The organism is Streptomyces sp. NPDC021020, assembly GCF_044333285.1.
In the GTDB taxonomy this organism is placed as follows: domain Bacteria; phylum Actinomycetota; class Actinomycetes; order Streptomycetales; family Streptomycetaceae; genus Actinacidiphila.
This window is the reverse complement of record NZ_JBIRQQ010000002.1, coordinates 169301-185706: the sequence shown is the minus strand read 5'-3', so window position 1 is coordinate 185706 and position 16406 is coordinate 169301. Positions and strand designations below refer to the sequence as shown.

The following is a 16406-nucleotide window of genomic DNA, read 5'->3' as shown; positions in this document are numbered from 1 at the left end:
TTTACGGTAGGGGGCGATGCGGACAGGTGCGGTCCGCGTTGGTTGTCTTTGTTTTGCCCGCCCCGCCCACCCGTGCGGGTGCTTGGCCGTCTGCCGGTGCCACCGGTGGGTGGGTCGGGTGCCGCCCCGGGGCACCTCCTCGGAATGCGCGTCCGACCTCATGCGTCGGGTGGCGGCTCCCGGGTGCGCATTCCTGCGGGGGCACCCCGGACCGTCCCCCTCCGGGAGCGTTGGCGGCGTTCCGCCCGGTGGGGGTGAGAAAGACGGGGGCTGCGGCTCCCCGCCGATAGCCACACAACGGCGGGCTCGCCGCCGATGGCGACCGAGCCCCACGGGAAGACCGTCAGTCGACATCCGATCTGCACGGGTGGTGCGGGTGGGAAACACCGCGCCGGAGGCGCCCAGCGCCGGGTGCGGGGGCGAGGGGGCCCGGCCCCGTCGGGAGGTCGCGGACGGTGCGGATTGGGGACAGGGCCAGGATCAGCGCCGCGAGCGGGATGCCCGCCGTCATGACGGCCATCGCGGCGCGGGCGCCGAGAGCCGTACCGAGAGCGCCGCCGAACAGCGCGCCGAGCGGAATCGTGCCGTAGCCGAGGAAAGCCGTGCTCGCGGTGAGGCGGCCGAGGAGTTCGGGCGGGCAGTAGCGCTGCTGGAAGCTCGCCTTGATGACGTTGCCGGCGACGACACCCGCGGTGACGCAGAAGCCGCCGGCCACGAAGAGCAGGACGCCGGCGCCGGGGGTGGTGAGTGGCATGAGCAGGGCGAGGACGGGGACGGCCAGTTCGAAGAGCAGCGTGGCGCGGGCGGTGCCGATGCGGTGGGCGACCCGGCGGGCGGTGAACGCTCCGGCGACGCCGCCCGTGCTCGTGGCGGCGATGAGCGTGCCGACGAGGCCGGGGGGCAGGCCGACGGTGCGGACGAGGAAGACGACCTGCAGGGACTGGTAGCCCATGAGGACCAGGTTGGAGGCGGCTCCGAAGAGGGTGAAGGTGCGGAACCAGGGGTCGCCCGCGATGAGGCGCAGGCCCGCGCGGACCTCGCGGGCCAGCGATCCGCGGCGGCGGGCGCGGGTGGCGCGGGGCTCCCGGTGGCGGATGCCGGCCAGGCAGAGGAGGGAGACGAGAAAGGTCGCGGCATTGGCGAACAGCCCGTTCACCGCTCCGGCGAGCTGCGCGATCACGCCGCCGGAGCCGAGCCCGGCGAATTGCGCGGCGGAGGCGCTGCCGTGCAGTTTGGCGTTGCCCTCGGGCTGGTCGGCGGGCTCCAGGAGGGTGGGGAGGTAGGCGGTGTAGGCGGTCTGGAAGAAGACGGCCGCGGTGCCCGCCAGCAGGGCCACCGCGAGGAGCAGCCCCATGCTCAGCAGCCCGCACCGCGCGGCGAGGGGCGCGGAGGCGAAGAGCGCGAGGGAGAGCGCGGCCGAGGACATCATGACCGGGCGGCGCGGCAGCCGGTCCACCCATGCGCCGACCGGCAGTCCGACGAGCAGCCAGGGCGCCCAGGCGGCGGCGCCGAGCAGCCCGACCTCGAACGTCCCGGCGTGCAGCGTGGAGACGGCGACCAGCGGCATCGACACCCCGGTGACGGACGCGCCGAACTTGCCCGCGGTCTCGCCGCACCAGAGCAGGCGGAAGTCGCGGTGGCGGCGCAGCAGGCCGCCGCGGTTCATCCGGTGCCCCGGGGCCGGCGGGGGAAGGCCTGCAGCTGGACGACGACGGGGAGCGCGTCGGGCGCGGGTTCGGCGTCGGGGGCGGGGGTGTGGCGTGCGACGACGGCCGCGAGTTCCGCGTTGAGCGCCCTGAGCTGGTCGGGTGTGAGCCGCAGGTCGCGCCAGTCGGCGATGGAGCCGGCGGTGCGCCAGTCGGTGTCCCAGTCCTCGTTGACGTAGGCGGTGACGCGGTTGAAGTACTGGTGCAGCAGTTCGTGCAGGTAGACGCCGAAGGCGCCGCGGCTGTCGGGGTCGTCGCGGAAGTCGGCGCTGTTGAGCTCGTTGGTGGTGTCCACCCGGCGCCACCAGCGCTCCCGCTTGGTGCCGCGGCCGACCTCCTCCTCGATGAAGTCGTGCTCGGCGAGATGCCGCAGGTGCCAGCTGACGGTGCCGGTGTTCTCGCCGAGGCGCTCGGCGAGGGTGGTGGCGGTGGCGGGGCCGTCCAGGCTGAGGAGTTCGAAGATCTTCATCCGCAGCGGGTGGGCGAGCCCGCGCAGGCTGCGGGCGTCGATACGGCGGGTGGGCCGCGGGGGGACGGGTGCGTCGGGCGGGGTCGTGTCGGGCATGGGGGCAGTCTAGGGTGCAGAGGATACTCTGCATAGAGTCCTCTGCAGAGGAGTCTCTGCATGATGGGCGGGCCGCGCCCAGGGGAGCCGTACGGGCGCGGTCAGGCGGGCAGGGCGTGGATCGGCGTCGATGCGCCGGTCAGCGGCGCCCCCGTGGCGCCGGTGCGGCACGCCAGGATCTCGGCGGTGATCGACAGCGCCGTCTCCTCCGGTGTCCGGGCGCCGAGGCCGAGGCCGATCGGGGAGCGCAGCCGGGCCAGGGCGGCGGCGGGGACGCCGGCCGCGCGCAGCCGGGCCATGCGGTCGGTGTGGGTGCGGCGCGAGCCCATCGCCCCGACGTAGCCGACCGGCAGGCGCAGCGCCCGGGCCAGGACGGGCACGTCGAAGCGGGTGTCGTGGGTGAGGACGCACACCGCCGTACGGGCGTCGAGGCGGCCCGCCGCGGCTTCGGCGCCGAGGTAGCGGTCGGGGTGGTCGACGACGACCTCGGCCGCGTCCGGGAAGCGCCGCGGTGTGGTGAAGACGGGCCGCGCGTCGCAGACCGTGACGCGGTAGCCGAGGAAGGACCCGGCGCGGGCGAGCGCCGCGGCGACGTCGGTCGCCCCGAACACCAGCATCCGCGGCGGCGCGGCGTGCGACTCGGCCAGCAGCGTCAGCGGCTCGCCGCAGTTGCTGCCGTCCGCGCCGATCACGAAGGTGCCGGTGCGCCCGGCGGCGAGCAGCGCGCGGGTCATGGCGGCCGCGGTGGCGTCGAGCCGCTCGTCGCCGAGGCCGCCCTCGTCACGCAGGTCCGGGCGTACGAGGAGGGCGCGGCCCAGGAGTTCGGCGGGGCCCGCCACGATCCGGGCGAGCGCCGACACCTCGCCCGCGGCGAACGCGGCCAGCGCCGCGGCGACTTCGGGGCGGGCGGCGGGGTCGACGCGCTGGACGAGGACGTCGATCTCGCCGCCGCAGGTCAGGCCCACGGCGAAGGCGTCGTCGTCGGACCAGCCGTAGCGGCGCAGCAGCGGGCGCGCCGACTCCCCCGCGGCCAGGGCCTCCTGGCACAGCAGGTAGACGTCGGCCTCCACGCAGCCCCCGGACACGCTGCCGAGGGCGGCGCCGTCCTCGTCGACGGCGAGCGCGGCCCCGGGCGGCCGCGGCGCGCTGCCGCTGACGGCCACGACCGTCGCCACCGCGAAGGACCGGCCCGCGGCGCACCACCGGTGCAGGTCGGCCGCGATGTCCAGCATCGCGCTCACCTCCTCGGGCGGTCGGTCGTCGGGCGCGGGGGCCTACGGCTGCTGCGTCAGGTGTTCCGGGCGGACCGGGGTGCGGTTCAGGGCGAGGCCGGTGGCCTGGCGGATGGCGGCCAGGATCGCCGGGGTCGAGGACAGCGTCGGCGCCTCGCCCACGCCGCGCAGGCCGTACGGGGCGTGGGTGTCGGCGAGTTCGAGGATGTCGACGGGCATGGGCGGGGTGTCGAGGATGGTCGGGATCAGGTAGTCGGTGAAGGACGGGTTGCGGACCAGCGCGGTCACCGGGTCGACGACGATCTCCTCCATCACCGCCACACCGAGGCCCTGTGTGCTGCCGCCCTGGATCTGGCCGGTGACGGACAGCGGGTTGACGGCCTTGCCGACGTCCTGCGCGCACGCCAGCTCGACGACCTTGACCAGGCCCAGCTCGGTGTCGACCTCGACGACGGCGCGGTGCGCGGCGAAGCTGTACTGGACGTGCCCGTTGCCCTGCCCGGTGCGCAGGTCGAAGGGCTGGGTGGGGCGGTGGCGGAATTCCAGCTCCAGGTCGATCGCCTGGTCGCCGAGGACGTCGGCGAGGGCAGCGAGCACCTCGCCGCCGTCCGTGACCACCTTGCCGTCCTCCAGGAGGAGTTCGGCGGTGGCCCAGGCCGGGTGGTAGGTGCCGAACCTGCGGCGGCCGAGGTCGAACACCCGCTCCCGTACGGCCTCGCAGGTGTGCTTGACGGCGCCGCCGGTCATGTACGTCTGGCGGGAGGCGGACGTCGACCCGGCCGAGCCCACGGTGGTGTCGGCGGGGGCCAACGTGACCTGGGCGACGCCCAGTTCGCTGCGGGCGATCTGCGCCTGCACCGTCACCCCGCCCTGGCCGACCTCGGCCATCGCGGTGTGCACGGTGACGACGGGCTCACCGGCGACGGCCTCGATGCGGACGCGGGCGGTGGAGTAGTCGTCGAAGCCCTCGGAGAAGCCGACGTTCTTGATGCCCACGGCGTAGCCGACCCCGCGCACGACGCCCTCGCCGTGCGTGGTGTTGGACAGCCCGCCGGGCAGGGCCCGCAGGTCGGCGCCCTCGGTGGTCTCCCACTGGCGTTCGGGCGGCAGCGGGCGGGCCTTGACGCGGCGCAGCAGTTCGGCGACGGGCGCGGGGGCGTCGACGACCTGCCCGGTGGGCATGACCGAGCCCTGGCTCATGGCGTTGCGGCGGCGGAAGTCGACGGGATCCAGGCCGAGTTCGGCGGCGAGCTTGTCCATCTGGGCCTCGTAGGCGAAGCACGCCTGGACGGCGCCGAAGCCGCGCATCGCGCCGCAGGGCGGGTTGTTGGTGTAAAGAGCGAGCGCCTCGATGTCGACGTCGTCCACGACGTAGGGGCCGACCGCGAGCGAGGCCGCGTTGCCGACGACGGCCGGTGAGGAGGAGGCGTACGCGCCGCCGTCCAGGACGATGCGGCAGCGGACGTGGGTGAGCTTGCCGTCCCGGGTCGCGCCGTGCTCGTAGGCGAGTTTGGCGGGGTGTCGGTGGACATGGCCGAAAAAGGACTCGAAGCGGTTGTAGACCATCTTCACCGGCTTGCCGGTGCGCAGCGCCAGCAGGCAGCCGTGGATCTGCATCGACAGGTCCTCGCGCCCGCCGAAGGCGCCGCCGACACCGGACAGCGTCATCCGCACCTTGCGCTCGGGCAGGCCCAGGACGGGGGCGATCTGCCGCAGGTCGGAGTGCAGCCACTGGGTGGCGACGTAGAGGTCCACGCCGCCGTCCTCCGCGGGCACCGCGAGGCCCGACTCGGGGCCGAGGAAGGCCTGGTCCTGCATACCGAAGACGTATTCGCCGCGTACCACGACGTCGGCGCGGGCGGCGGCCGCGGCCGCGTCGCCGCGCACGACCGGCTGCCGGTGGACGACGTTGGGGTGCGGGACGTGCGCCGCGTAGTGGTCGCCGCGGTCCTCCCGGTCCTCGTGCACGAGGACCGCCCCGGGGGCGGTCGCGCTCGCCTCGTCCGTGACGACGGGCAGCGGCGCGTAGTCCACGCGGATCTTCGCGGCGGCGCGGCGCGCGGTCTCCGGGTGGTCCGCGGCGACGAGCGCGACGGGCTCGCCGTGGTGGCGGACCTTGCCGACCGCGAGGACGGGCGTGTCGCGCAGCTCCAGGCCGTAGTGGCGCACCTCGGTGGGCAGGTCGTCGTGGGTGAGCACGGCGTACACCCCGGGGGTCGCGAGCGCCTCGGAGATGTCGATCGCGGTGATCCGCGCGTGCGCGACGGTGCTGCGCAGCGTGTGGCCCCACAGCATGTCCTCGTGCCACAGGTCGGAGGCGTACGCGAACTCGCCGGTGACCTTGAGCGTGCCGTCCGGGCGCAGCGTCGACTCGCCGACGCCGCCGGCCCGGCCGGCGCTGGACTGGGTGAGGCCGGCGGGGGTGAGGCGGGTGCCGTGCGCGGGGGCCATCGCGCTCACCCGGCCTGTCCGGCGCGGGCCGCGGCGAGGCGGACGGCGTCGAGGATCTTCTCGTAGCCCGTGCAGCGGCACAGGTTGCCCGACAGCGCCTCGCGGATGTCGGCGTCCGACGGCGAGGGGTTGCGCTCCAGCAGCTCGTCGGCGGCGACCAGCAGGCCCGGCGTGCAGAAGCCGCACTGCACGGCCCCGGCGTCGACGAACGCCTGCTGGACGAGCGCGAGTTCGCCGTCCGGCCCGGCCAGGCCCTCGACGGTGTCGACCCGGCATCCCTCGGCCTGCCCGGCCGCGACCAGGCAGGAGCACACCAGGACGCCGTCCAGGCGCACCGTGCACGAGCCGCACTCGCCCTGCTCGCAGGCGTTCTTGGCGCCCGGCAGGCCGAGCCGCTCGCGCAGCACGTACAGCAGGGTCTCGCCCTCCCAGACGTCGTCGGCCTGCCGCTGCCGGCCGTTGACGGTGAACGTCACGCGCACGTCCTGCTCCCCCTCTCGTCGCGGTACTGCCGCCAGGTCCATTCCAGGGTGCGCCGGGCCAGCACGCCCAGCGCGTGCCTGCGGTACGCCGCGGTGCCGCGCACATCGTCGATCGGGCTCGCGGCGGCGGCCACCAGAGCGGCGAACTCCGCTGCCGCGGACGGCGGTACGGGCCGGCCGCTGTCCCACAGCCCCTCCTCGTCGAGCACCGCGGCCAGGAACTCCTCGGCGGTGCGGGCGCGGACCGGGGTCGGGGCGGCCGAACCGATGCCGGTGCGGACGGTGCGGGTGTCCGGGTGCAGCGCGATGCCGAAGGCGCACACCGCGATCACCATCGCGTTGCGCGTGCCGACCTTGGAGAACTGCTGCGGGCCGGTCGCCCTCGCCACGTGCACGGCGCGGATCAGCTCGTCGGGCGCGAGCGCGTTGCGCTTCACGCCGGTGTAGAAGTCGTCGATCGGGATCATCCGGCTCCCCCGCACCGACTCCGCCTCGACCCGCGCGCCCGCCGCGAGCAGCGCCGGGTGGGCGTCGCCCGCGGGCGAGGCGGTGCCCAGGTTGCCGCCGACGCCGCCGCGGTTGCGGATCTGCGGCGAGGCGACCGTACGGCTCGCGAGCGCCAGGCCCGGCAGCTCGTCCCCCAGATGGTCGATGACGTGGGCGTACGGGACGGTGGCGCCGAGCCGTACGTCCGCCCCGGCGCTCTCCCACGCCGCCAGCTCGGCGATCCGGCTCAGATCCAGCAGCTGCCGCGGCCTGCGGTGGTCGTAGGTGATCTCGACCATGACGTCGGTGCCGCCCGCCAGCGGCACCGCCTCGGGGTGGGCGGCCTTGGCGGCGAGCGCCTCCTGCCAGGTGGCAGGGCGCAGGAAGTCCATGCGGTGCCTCACTCTTCGTCTCGGCGCGGGCGGCGGCTCTTCCTGTCCTGTTACACGCTGCGTACGCCCAGTACACGGCGGGTGGGCCGTACGGGTGCAGTCACCGAAACCATGAAGCGCTCGGCTGGCCGCGCCCCCCGTCTTGTAGATTCCTCTGAAAGAGACCGTGCGGAAACCCCACGGTTTCCCACCGGCCACACCGGGCGCCGACCAGCCACGCCGCGCGCCCGCGGCGGCACCACACCGGACCACGCACGACAGGACAGGGCGACACGATGCGGCTGCGCGCGCTCCTCGACACCGGAACCCTCGGCCTGCGGCTGCTGGGCGGCGAGGCCGAACTGGACCGCACCGTCCGCGGGGTGATGACCACGGACCTGCGCGACCCCAGCCGCTACCTCAGCGGCGGCGAGCTGGTGCTCACCGGGCTGACGTGGCGGCACACGCCCGCCGACAGCGAGGCCTTCGTCCGGCTGCTGGCGGCCGCCGGGGCCGCCGCGCTCGCGGTCGGCGAGGCCGAGCTGCGCGCCGTCCCCGACGACCTGGTCGAGGCGTGCGCCCGGCACCGGCTGCCGTTGTTCGCCGTCGACGAGCGGGTGGCGTTCGCGACCATCACCGAGTACGTGGCCCGGCAGGTCTCCGGCGAGCGGGCCGGCGACCTCGCGGCCGTCGTCGAGCGCCACCGGCGGCTGATGTCGTCGGGCCCCGCGGGCGGCGGCCCGGACGCCGTGCTCGACCTGCTCGGCAGCGACCTGGACCTGCGGGCGTGGGTGCTGTCGGCCACCGGCCGGGAGATCGCCGGGCCCGGCCGCCCACTGCCCCCGCACCTGGGCGCCGAACTCGCCGGGGCGCAGCAGGCCGCGGCCCGCACCGGCCGCCGCGGGCCCTACCGGATCGCGGTGCAGGGCCGTACGTACTCGCTCTTCCCGGTGCACGCCGGCGCCGCCGGCACCGACCCGCGGGCCCGGGTGCTCGCCGACTGGTTCCTCGCCGTCGAGGCCGACGCGGGCGACTGGCCCGACGAGCGGCTCGACCTGCTGCGCGGCGTCACCCAGCTGATCGCCGTCGAACGCGACCGGCGCGACGACGCCCGCGCCGTCGGGCGGCGGCTGGCCGGCGAGATCTTCGACCTGGTCGCGGGCGGCGGCGCCCCCGCCGAGACCGGCGCCCGGCTGCGCGCGGCCGCCCCCGTCCTCGCCCCCGGCGCCGGGGGCGCGACGTACTGGCAGATCGTCGTCGCCGCCGTGGACTGGCCCGGCGGCGGCCCCGCCGCGGGACCCGCCGCGCAGGCGCTGCTCGAAGAGGTGCTGGCCGGTCCCGCCGACGCGGGGCCGGGCCGCGTCGCCGTCGCCCACGCGGAGGGCCAGGCCATGGCGCTCGTCCCGCTCGCCGGGGCCGCGCACGCCCCCGGCGAGCCCGGCGGCCCGCACGAACCGCTCACCGCCGACTCCCTGCACGCCCTGCTGCGCGGCCCGCTCGCCCGCGGCCTCGGCGACGAGGGCCGCCTCACCGCGGGCGTCAGCGCCGCCGTCTCCTCCCCCGAGGGCCTGCGCGGCGCCCTGGAGGAGGCCCGGCACGCCCGCCGGGTCGCCGCCGCCCGCCCCGGCACCGTCTCGGTCGCCGGGCACGAGGAACTCGCCTCGCACGTCCTGCTGCTGCCCTTCGTCCCCGACGACGTCCGCCGCGCCTTCACCGCCCGCCTCCTCGACCCGCTGCGCGCCTACGACCGGCGGCACCGCTCCGACCTCATCACCACCCTGGAGGCCTTCCTCGACTGCGACGGCTCCTGGACCCGCTGCGCCACCCGGCTGCACCTGCACGTCAACACGCTGCGGTACCGCATCACCCGCATCGAGCAGCTGACGGGCCGTGACCTGTCGCGCCTCGAAGACAAACTGGACTTCTTCCTGGCGCTGCGGATGAGTTAGTGATCCCGTTCACAAGATGTGATCTCCGACCCCTTGGCGGAAGCCCCCGCCGCGTGCTGAACTTCGGCCACCGGCAGGCACGCGGACAACTGCCGTCCACATGAACCCGATAGCGCACCGCCGGGGGGTCGGCGCGGACGTCCACGTTCCTGCACTGCTGCACGGCACGCACAACTCGCACTGGCTCGACGACGCGCTTGGGGGAGAAGTGGCGGAAACCGCCCTGTCGGAATCTGTGGTCGGAACACCTGACGTCTGGCGGCTGCGCGCCCGCGGCTGCTGGGCCGAAGCCGCGGCGCTGCTCGCACCGCACTGCGCGAACGACCCGGGGGCCGCACGTCAGCGGGCGGAGATCCTCATCGAGGGCTGCTTCTACCACCTCGACGGCTGGGCCGAGGCCGAGGACGCGCTGCGCGTCGCCGAGGCGATGGCCGGCACCGACGAGGAACGCGGCGCCGCCGCCTCGGAACGCGGCTACCTCGCCTACGGCGCCACCCTCCACCACGTACGCGACCGCGCCGACGAGGCCCGCTCCGCCTTCGGACGCAGCGCCGCGCTCCTGTCGCCCAGCTCGCCCGGCCGCCCGCTGCTCGACTTCCGCCGCGGGCTCGTCGCCGAGCACATCGCCGCGAACCCCGCCGCCGCCCGCGCCGCCTACCGCCGCGCCCACGCAGGCGCTGTCGCCCACGGCAACACCTTCCTGACGTCCTTCACCTGGCGCCACCTCGCCGGCCTCGCCGCGGCGGACGGCGACATCGCCGAGGCCCGCCACGGCTTCGCGGAATCCCTCCGCCTCCGCGTCACCCTCGGCCACCTCGTCGGCACGGCCCCCGCGCTCCTCTCCCTCGCCGAGGTCTCCCCCGACGACGAGGCCGCGCCCCTCCGCGCGGAAGCGACCCGCCTCTTCACCCTCCTCGGCGCGATCCCCACCTGGCTGGCCCCGTCGCTGCGCTGAGCTTGCGCGGGGGGACGCGCCGGGTTGCCACGTACGGTGGCCTACGCGACCTTCCCGCCGCGGGGGCTTGTCGCGCAGTTCTCCCCCAGGCTCCGCCCGGGAGGTGCCCCCACGCGCCCCTGAGGTGATTGCCACTTGGCGTGGCATGGTGCCTTTCCGCCCGGTGGGGGCTGAGCGCGCAGTTCCCCGCGCCCCTGGTTTGTTGCCCTGCGCCGCATGAGCGGACCCTTACCGCGCAGGGCACCCGTTTTTCAGGGGCGCGGGGAACTGCGCGAGCAACCGCCCACCGGCAGAAGGTCTCGGCACGCACAGCACGGGGCAGCCCGGAGAGCCGGGGGGCTCACGGGGCATAGGAGGCCAGCGTGTGGCTGGGGTTCCAGCCGGAGGCGATCGCTCGGGAGATGTCGAGCACGACACCGCGGGCGAGCTGGTCGACCGCGTACCGCGTGAGCGCGGGCTCCCGGGCGGGCCGGGCACGGGCCAGGAACTCGGCGCCGCGCGCGGTGGCGCGGGCCACCGCCACGGGCACGTGCCGCACCCTCGCCCGTACGCCGTGGGCAAGGAGCACGCGCCGCACCGCCTCGTCCCGCCCGTACGCCGCCGCGTCGGCGATGTTGTACGCGCCCGGCGCCCACCCGCCCGCGGCAAGGCACGCCTCCGCCAGGTTCTCCACAGCCGTGAGGCTCAGCCGCACGTCACCGCCGGGCAGCAGCAGCACTCCCCCGCGCACGCGGGCCAGCAGCCGCGGCACGAGGTGCGGGTCGCCGGGGCCGTAGACGGCCCGGGGCCGCAGGACGACCGCGCCCGCCGCGAGGGCCAGCGCCTCGCCCGCCGCCTTCGTACGGCCGTACGCGTTGAGCTGGTCGCGCACCGGATGGTCCTCCCCGACCGGCACGCCCGACCGTACGACCGGCGCGTAGACGCTCGCGCTGCTCACCCACACCACGGGCCGCCCGGCGGCGGCCCGCAGCAGCCGCGCGGTGCCCGCCACGTTGACCGCGTGCATCACGGCCTCCGCGGCCGAGCCCGGCACGGGGTCGCCGACGGCCGCCGCGCAGTGGACGACGAGGTCCGCCCCGCCCAGGTCCGGCACCTCCCGCGCCGCGTCCCACGGCACGTGCCGCCCGACGGGTCCGGGCCGGCGCCCCACGCACAGCACCTGTGCGCCCCGCGCGGCCGCCCCGGCCGCGACGTACGCCCCGCAGAAGCCGCTCGCGCCGGTCACGGCGACCGTGGTCACCGCCCCGACCTCAGTACGAGCGTGCGCCAGCCGGGCAACGCCGCCCGCCGGTCCACCCGCGCCCGGACGACGACCGGACGGTACGGCGCGAGCGCGGCGAGCACGTCGTCCGTCTGCGCCCGCGCCAGCCGTGCCCCGGGGCACGCGTGGCTCCCGGCGCCGAACACCAGGTGCGCCACCGCGGGCGGCGCGGGATCGCGCACGTCCGGCGGTTTCCGGTGGGCGAGCACGGCGTGCCGCGCGACGAGCAGGAGGCGGTCACCGCGGCGCACCGGGCAGCCGCCGAGCTCCGCGTCCGCGGCGGCCACCCGCGGCAGCACCGGCGAGGGGGCGGTCGCCCGCAGCAGCTCGCTCACGAGGACGGCCCGCGTCCCGGCCGCCTCCGCGTACCCCCACCACCCCGCGTCCGCGCACCACGCCGCGGCCCGCGGCACCGCGGCGACCGTCGTGTTCACCCCGGCCACCGCGAGCACGGCGGGCAAGCCCTCCGGCCCCAGCAACGACGTCAGCCGCGCCGCCGCCCGCGCCGCCCTCCTCCCCGCGAACGCCCGCCGCAGGCCCGGCAGTTCGGCCCGCACAGCCGCCGCGGCCGCCGCGCTCGCCGCCTCCGCCACGGCCTCCGGCGGCGCCGTCACCCCCAGCAGCGCACACACTGTGGCGCCGGCCATCTCGCGGGCCAGCGCCACGACATCGACGTCCTGCCCCGCGGCGAGCGGCGCGAGGCGCCGGTCCAGGACCGCACGCCACACCGGCCGCAGCCGCTCCACCCCCGCGGCCCCGAGCCCCTCGGCGACGGCCCGCCTGCTGCCCCGGTGCTCACCCCCGTCCTCGTCGAACAGCCCCCCACCAGCGCTCAGTTCGCGCACCGCGCCGCCCGTGGTGCCGACCGCGCCGCGATCCAGCGGCACACGCGTGAGGGCCTCCCGGTAGGCCTCCGCACCATTCACCACGACGGTGCTCCCCACCCGCGTGACGTCCTTCCCCCGAACTCCCGCGAGCAGGGCGAACATCACGGGATGAGCCCTCCCGTACACCCGCCGATCCCGCCGCCGAGCGGCCCTTTCTCCCATGAGCTCCCTTTCCTCGTCCCTGGCCCCACCCGGCGCCCGGCGCCCAGCGCCTCCGGCGCGGTTTTTCCCACCCCCACCACCCGTGCAGATAGTGGGCGGGTGCACGCCCACCTGTGGGGCGCATTCGCCGTCGGGGGCTCCCCGCAGTGCCTCGTTCTTCCTCCACCCCCCCCGGGCGGAACGACGCCAACGCGACCCCACCCGCCTCACCGGCCCAGCCGCTCCGCGGCCAGACGCGCCGCCGCCCCCCGGTCCGGCTTACGCGACCTCCCGCCCAGCGGAACCTCCGCGAGGACGACCGCGTCCGGGCGCGCCGTCCCCATCCGGGCGAGCGGCGCCGCCAGAGCCGCGCGCACCGCCCCCTCGTCCGCTCCGGCGACGGGCTGGACGACGGCCACCAGCCGCTCGTCGCCGTCGCCTGCCGGGACACCGACCAGCAGCGCCAGCTCCACACCGGCCACGTGCAGCGCGGGCTCGTACAGGCCCGGGTAGATGTTCTCGGCGTCCCGGAGCACCATGTCCTTCATCCGCCCTTCCAGCACGATCCGCCCACCGGCGTCCACGCTCCCCCGGTCGCCGGTCGCGACCCACTCCTCCGCGGTCTCGCCCAGGTAGCGGTCCCGCGCTCCGGGTCCGGCCAAGAGCAGTTGCCCGGCCGCGTCCGTACGGGCGCGTACGCCGGGCAGCGGGGCGCCGACGAGGTCGCCGGGGCCCTCGTACGCGGCCTTCTCCGCCTGCTCGACGGCGGCGGCCGGGAAGAGTTCGGTGAGCGCGTAGACGCCCCACGCCTCGTCGGCGCCCGCGCGCCGGACGCGGGTGAGGAGGTCGGCGCTCGCGGGCGCGGAACCCGTCCACACCCGGCCGGTGAAGGCGGCCCCCTCCGCGAGCACCCGCCGCAGCTGAGGTGGCGTCAAATACGTCGCCTGCGGGGCGAGTCGCCGCAACTGCCGCGCCAGAGCGCGCGGCGATCGGGCGGGCAGGGCGACGGGCGCGCCGGAGGCGAGGGAGGGGACGAGGACGAAGAACGTCCCGCCGAGCACAGGCCGGTCCGCGACGGGGCGGACGAGTCCGGCGACGGTGCGCATGCCGGCGGCGAGCGAGGCGCGGGTGTGGACCACGGCGCGCGGCTGCGAGGTCGTACCGGAGGTGAAGACGATCGCGGCATCCCCGTCCCCGTCCACCGGCCGCGGCAGGACGCCCGACCGCGCACCGTCGTCCAGCGGGGCCGCACATCCCGGCCACCGCGGCCCGACGGTGGCGACGGGCCCCAACTCGGCCAGGTCCGGCAGCGCCAGTTGGGCCCGCCGCGCGAGCGGCCGCGCCCACCCGGCGACCGCCTGCGCGGTGGCGTCGGCGAGCACGACATCGGGCCGCGCCAGCACCAGCCGCGCCCGCAGCACATCGGGCCCGGCTCCCGGGTCCAGCACCGCCCCGCGCGCCCCGAGCCGGTGCACGGCCAGCAGCACGGCCAGCGCCCGCGGCCCCGGCCGTACGGCAACCCCCACCGTCCCGCCCACCCCGACGCCCCACGCATGCAGCGCCCGCGCGTACCGCTCGGCCAGGTCGGCCAGTTCCCCCCGCGTGACGGCGGTCCGTACGCCCCCGTTCCGCCCGGCCCGCAGCACGGCGGGCCTTTCCGGCGCCTTGCGCAACACCCGCGCGAGTTCGTCCAGCACGTCCCCATCCCCCTTCTGGTCAGCCACCACTCAGCACCATCCCCGCCCTACCCCCACCCCCACCGGCGGGACAGCCGCCGACGACACCTGGGAGGGGGCCGGTGCGGGGTGCCCCCGCAGGAATGCGCTTCCCCGTACCTCACCGCCTACGTACGAGGTCGAACGCGCATTCCGAGGAGGTGCCCCGTGGCGGCCCCCGACCCCACCCCCGCACGGAGCGCGCGATGCCCCGCCGGGTGACACCGGGGGCGCGAGGAACTGCGCGACAAGCCCCCACCGGCAGAAGGTCGCGCGACGAACCGCAACAGGCCACCCCTCAGCGCCCCCACCCCCCACAAGGACACGTCACCGCGGATCCTCCCCCCACCGCCCCGCCCCGCGGTCGAGGTACCAGCGAGCCGTCCCCACCACCCCGTAAGCCCGCAGCCTCCGCGTCGAGTTCTCGACGACCATCCCCCGCGCGTGCACGATCGACGCGGTGTGCCGCCGCACCCGGTTGAGGAAGAGGCGATCCGTCGGCGACGGACGCCTCGGCATGCCCCCCACCGCTTCGTAGAGCGCCGCGGTGACGGCCATGTTGTTGCCGGCGTGCATGCGGTACGGCGCGAGGTAGCCGCGGCCGCGGCGGTGCGCGGGGCGGAGGCGCCCGAAGAGCGCGGCGAGGCGCACCAGTACGCGGAAGGCCGCGCGCCCGAGCGCCCCGTGCTCGTCGCGGCGCGCGTCGATGCGGCCGCAGACGAGCCCCGCGCCCTGCCGGAGCGCGATGCGCGCCGCGGCGGTCCAGTCGGGCCGCGGCAGGCAGTCCGCGTCGGTGCGGGCGAGCAGCGTGGCCCCGCCCCGTATCGCGTAGCGGAAGCCGGTGTCGACGGCGCAGCCGACGCCCTTGTCGGGTTCGTGCAGGACGTGCACGGGGAAGGGGGCCCAGCGGGCGAAGTCGCGGGCGAGGGCGGACGTGCCGTCCGTGGAGGCGTTGTCGACGACGACGAGGGTGAAATCCCGGTCCCGCTGCGCGGCGAGCGCTTCGAGCGTGCCGCCGATGCGCGCGGCCTCCTGGTAGGCGGGGACGACGACCCACAGCGCGCTCATGCCTTCTCCCACACCATCGACATGACGCTCGCACCGCCGCCGAGCCCGACGAAGAGCACCCGGTCGCCGGCCGCGAGCCCGCCGTGGACGCGGTCGAGCTGGACGCCGAGGGTGGCGCTGGCCATGTTGCCGAGTTCGGGGACGGTGACGACGAGCCGGTCGCGCGGCACCCCGGTGAGTTCCACGAAACGGTCCAGGTAGGGCAGGGTGACCTGGTGGACGAGGACGTACCGGAAGTCCTCCCAGCCCAACCCGGTGCGCTCGCGCATGCGGTCGAGCACGCGCATGCCGAACCGCTCGAAGACGGTGCGCAGTTGGCGGCCGTCGCCGTGGAAGTAGGTGTGCTCGTCGCCGCGCGGGTGGCGCGAGCCACCGCCGGAGATGCCGCCGAGCGGCCAGTGCTCCGAGCGGGTCTCGGTGTCGACGTCGAGGATGCCGCCGCGCGCGACCGGTTCGACGACGACGGCGGCGCCCGCGTCGCCGAAGGTGTAGCCGGCGAAGCCGTCCTTGAGCTGGTCGGGGCCGGAGGGTGCGTGCCGTACGGCGCGGCTGGGGGTCTCGCCGGTGACGACGAGGGCGCGGCGGGCGCGCCCGGCGAGGATCATCGCGCGGGCGGTGTCGATGCCGTTGACGAAGCTGTTGCAGGCGTTGGTGACGTCCAGCGCGTGGGCGCTGGAGCCGAGTTCGGCCTGCACGATGTGGGCGGTGGCGGGTTCGACGACGTCGCGGGTGGCGGAGGCGAAGACCAGGAGGTCGAGGTCGCCGGGGGCCAGGTCCGCGCGGGCGAGTGCGGTGCGGGCCGCGCGGACGGCGAGCGTCGAGGCGTACTCGCCTTCCCCGGCCGCGCGGCGGGTGGCGATCCCGGTGGCCCGCTCGACCATCCGCGGCGGCAGCCGCAGCCCCGCGGCCGCGCTGATCCGCTCCTGCAACTCAGCTGAGCTGACGCTCCGTTCGGGCAGCCATGCGGCTGCCGCGGTGATGCCCGCCCGTATCGCGTGGGGCGTCGCGCCCGCGCGGAGCGCGGTGGTCTGGAGGTCCGATGCCATGCCGCGATGCTATGAGCCGATTCGAACGTCTTGCCTGAGTACGCGTACTCAACCGCCGTACGTCACGGGCTCTTTGCCGGTGGCGGTCCGC

The 16406-nt window shown here is 76.0% G+C and carries 13 protein-coding genes; 2 read left to right on the top strand and 11 right to left on the bottom strand.

The window, feature by feature from the left end:
* Positions 1-343: 343 nt before the first annotated feature.
* The 6 genes from ACH4SL_RS05205 to ACH4SL_RS05180 form a co-directional block, all read right to left on the bottom strand.
* Complete coding sequence (locus tag ACH4SL_RS05205) at positions 344-1666, bottom strand: MFS transporter (RefSeq protein ID WP_398442049.1); 1323 nt, start codon at positions 1664-1666, stop codon at positions 344-346.
* Entirely contained in the window at positions 1663-2271 is a 609-nt protein-coding gene (locus ACH4SL_RS05200) for an ArsR/SmtB family transcription factor (protein WP_398442048.1), read from the bottom strand. The genes ACH4SL_RS05205 and ACH4SL_RS05200 overlap by 4 nt, the downstream gene beginning before the upstream one ends.
* Positions 2272-2372: 101 nt before the next feature.
* A complete protein-coding gene (locus ACH4SL_RS05195) occupies positions 2373-3503 on the bottom strand; it encodes an XdhC family protein (protein ID WP_398442047.1) in 1131 nt (376 codons plus the stop codon).
* 42 nt (positions 3504-3545) lie between these two features.
* A complete protein-coding gene (pucD, locus tag ACH4SL_RS05190; RefSeq protein ID WP_398442677.1) occupies positions 3546-5954 on the bottom strand; it encodes a xanthine dehydrogenase subunit D in 2409 nt (802 codons plus the stop codon).
* 5 nt (positions 5955-5959) lie between these two features.
* Positions 5960-6436 carry a (2Fe-2S)-binding protein gene (locus tag ACH4SL_RS05185; protein WP_398442046.1) on the bottom strand — a complete coding sequence of 159 codons (477 nt, stop codon included), beginning with the start codon at positions 6434-6436 and terminating at the stop codon, positions 5960-5962.
* A complete protein-coding gene (locus ACH4SL_RS05180; protein ID WP_398442045.1) occupies positions 6427-7314 on the bottom strand; it encodes an FAD binding domain-containing protein in 888 nt (295 codons plus the stop codon). The genes ACH4SL_RS05185 and ACH4SL_RS05180 overlap by 10 nt, the downstream gene beginning before the upstream one ends.
* Positions 7315-7589: 275 nt before the next feature.
* Here ACH4SL_RS05180 and ACH4SL_RS05175 point away from each other — a divergent pair, with 275 nt between their 5' ends.
* Together ACH4SL_RS05175 and ACH4SL_RS05170 are read left to right on the top strand one after the other, a co-directional pair.
* On the top strand, positions 7590-9242 hold the full coding sequence (locus ACH4SL_RS05175; RefSeq protein WP_398442044.1) for a PucR family transcriptional regulator: 1653 nt from the start codon (positions 7590-7592) through the stop codon (positions 9240-9242).
* A gap of 100 nt (positions 9243-9342) precedes the next feature.
* Complete coding sequence (locus ACH4SL_RS05170) at positions 9343-10197, top strand: hypothetical protein (protein ID WP_398442043.1); 855 nt, start codon at positions 9343-9345, stop codon at positions 10195-10197.
* A 340-nt stretch (positions 10198-10537) separates the two neighbouring features.
* On the opposite strand, the gene ACH4SL_RS05165 is transcribed toward ACH4SL_RS05170, so the two are convergent.
* The 5 genes from ACH4SL_RS05165 to ACH4SL_RS05145 all read right to left on the bottom strand — a co-directional run bounded on the left by ACH4SL_RS05165 (position 10538) and on the right by ACH4SL_RS05145 (position 16315).
* Positions 10538-11437, bottom strand: a complete 900-nt coding sequence (locus tag ACH4SL_RS05165; protein ID WP_398442042.1) for an NAD-dependent epimerase/dehydratase family protein — start codon at positions 11435-11437, stop codon at positions 10538-10540.
* A complete protein-coding gene (locus ACH4SL_RS05160; RefSeq protein ID WP_398442041.1) occupies positions 11434-12402 on the bottom strand; it encodes a cytochrome P450 in 969 nt (322 codons plus the stop codon). Before ACH4SL_RS05160 ends, ACH4SL_RS05165 begins: the two co-directional genes overlap by 4 nt.
* A 311-nt stretch (positions 12403-12713) precedes the next feature.
* The gene (locus ACH4SL_RS05155) at positions 12714-14210 is read right to left on the bottom strand and encodes an AMP-binding protein (RefSeq protein WP_398442040.1); all 1497 of its coding nucleotides are present in this window, start codon (positions 14208-14210) and stop codon (positions 12714-12716) included.
* 318 nt (positions 14211-14528) lie between these two features.
* Positions 14529-15269, bottom strand: a complete 741-nt coding sequence (locus ACH4SL_RS05150) for a glycosyltransferase family 2 protein (protein WP_398442039.1) — start codon at positions 15267-15269, stop codon at positions 14529-14531.
* Positions 15266-16315 (bottom strand): 3-oxoacyl-ACP synthase III family protein, encoded by a 1050-nt coding sequence (locus tag ACH4SL_RS05145; protein ID WP_398442038.1) that lies wholly within the window; start codon positions 16313-16315, stop codon positions 15266-15268. Before ACH4SL_RS05145 ends, ACH4SL_RS05150 begins: the two co-directional genes overlap by 4 nt.
* Positions 16316-16406 lie beyond the last annotated feature (91 nt).

Bases quoted from the DNA above. Each gene is read 5' to 3' on its own strand.
- ACH4SL_RS05195 (WP_398442047.1), bottom strand. From the start codon at position 3,503: ATGCTGGACATCGCGGCCGACCTGCACCGGTGGTGCGCCGCGGGCCGG.
- ACH4SL_RS05150 (WP_398442039.1), bottom strand. From the start codon at position 15,269: ATGAGCGCGCTGTGGGTCGTCGTCCCCGCCTACCAGGAGGCCGCGCGC.
- ACH4SL_RS05205 (WP_398442049.1), bottom strand. From the start codon at position 1,666: ATGAACCGCGGCGGCCTGCTGCGCCGCCACCGCGACTTCCGCCTGCTC.
- ACH4SL_RS05145 (WP_398442038.1), bottom strand. From the start codon at position 16,315: ATGGCATCGGACCTCCAGACCACCGCGCTCCGCGCGGGCGCGACGCCC.
- ACH4SL_RS05200 (WP_398442048.1), bottom strand. From the start codon at position 2,271: ATGCCCGACACGACCCCGCCCGACGCACCCGTCCCCCCGCGGCCCACC.
- pucD (WP_398442677.1), bottom strand. From the start codon at position 5,954: ATGGCCCCCGCGCACGGCACCCGCCTCACCCCCGCCGGCCTCACCCAG.
- ACH4SL_RS05170 (WP_398442043.1), top strand. From the start codon at position 9,343: ATGAACCCGATAGCGCACCGCCGGGGGGTCGGCGCGGACGTCCACGTT.
- ACH4SL_RS05180 (WP_398442045.1), bottom strand. From the start codon at position 7,314: ATGGACTTCCTGCGCCCTGCCACCTGGCAGGAGGCGCTCGCCGCCAAG.
- ACH4SL_RS05175 (WP_398442044.1), top strand. From the start codon at position 7,590: ATGCGGCTGCGCGCGCTCCTCGACACCGGAACCCTCGGCCTGCGGCTG.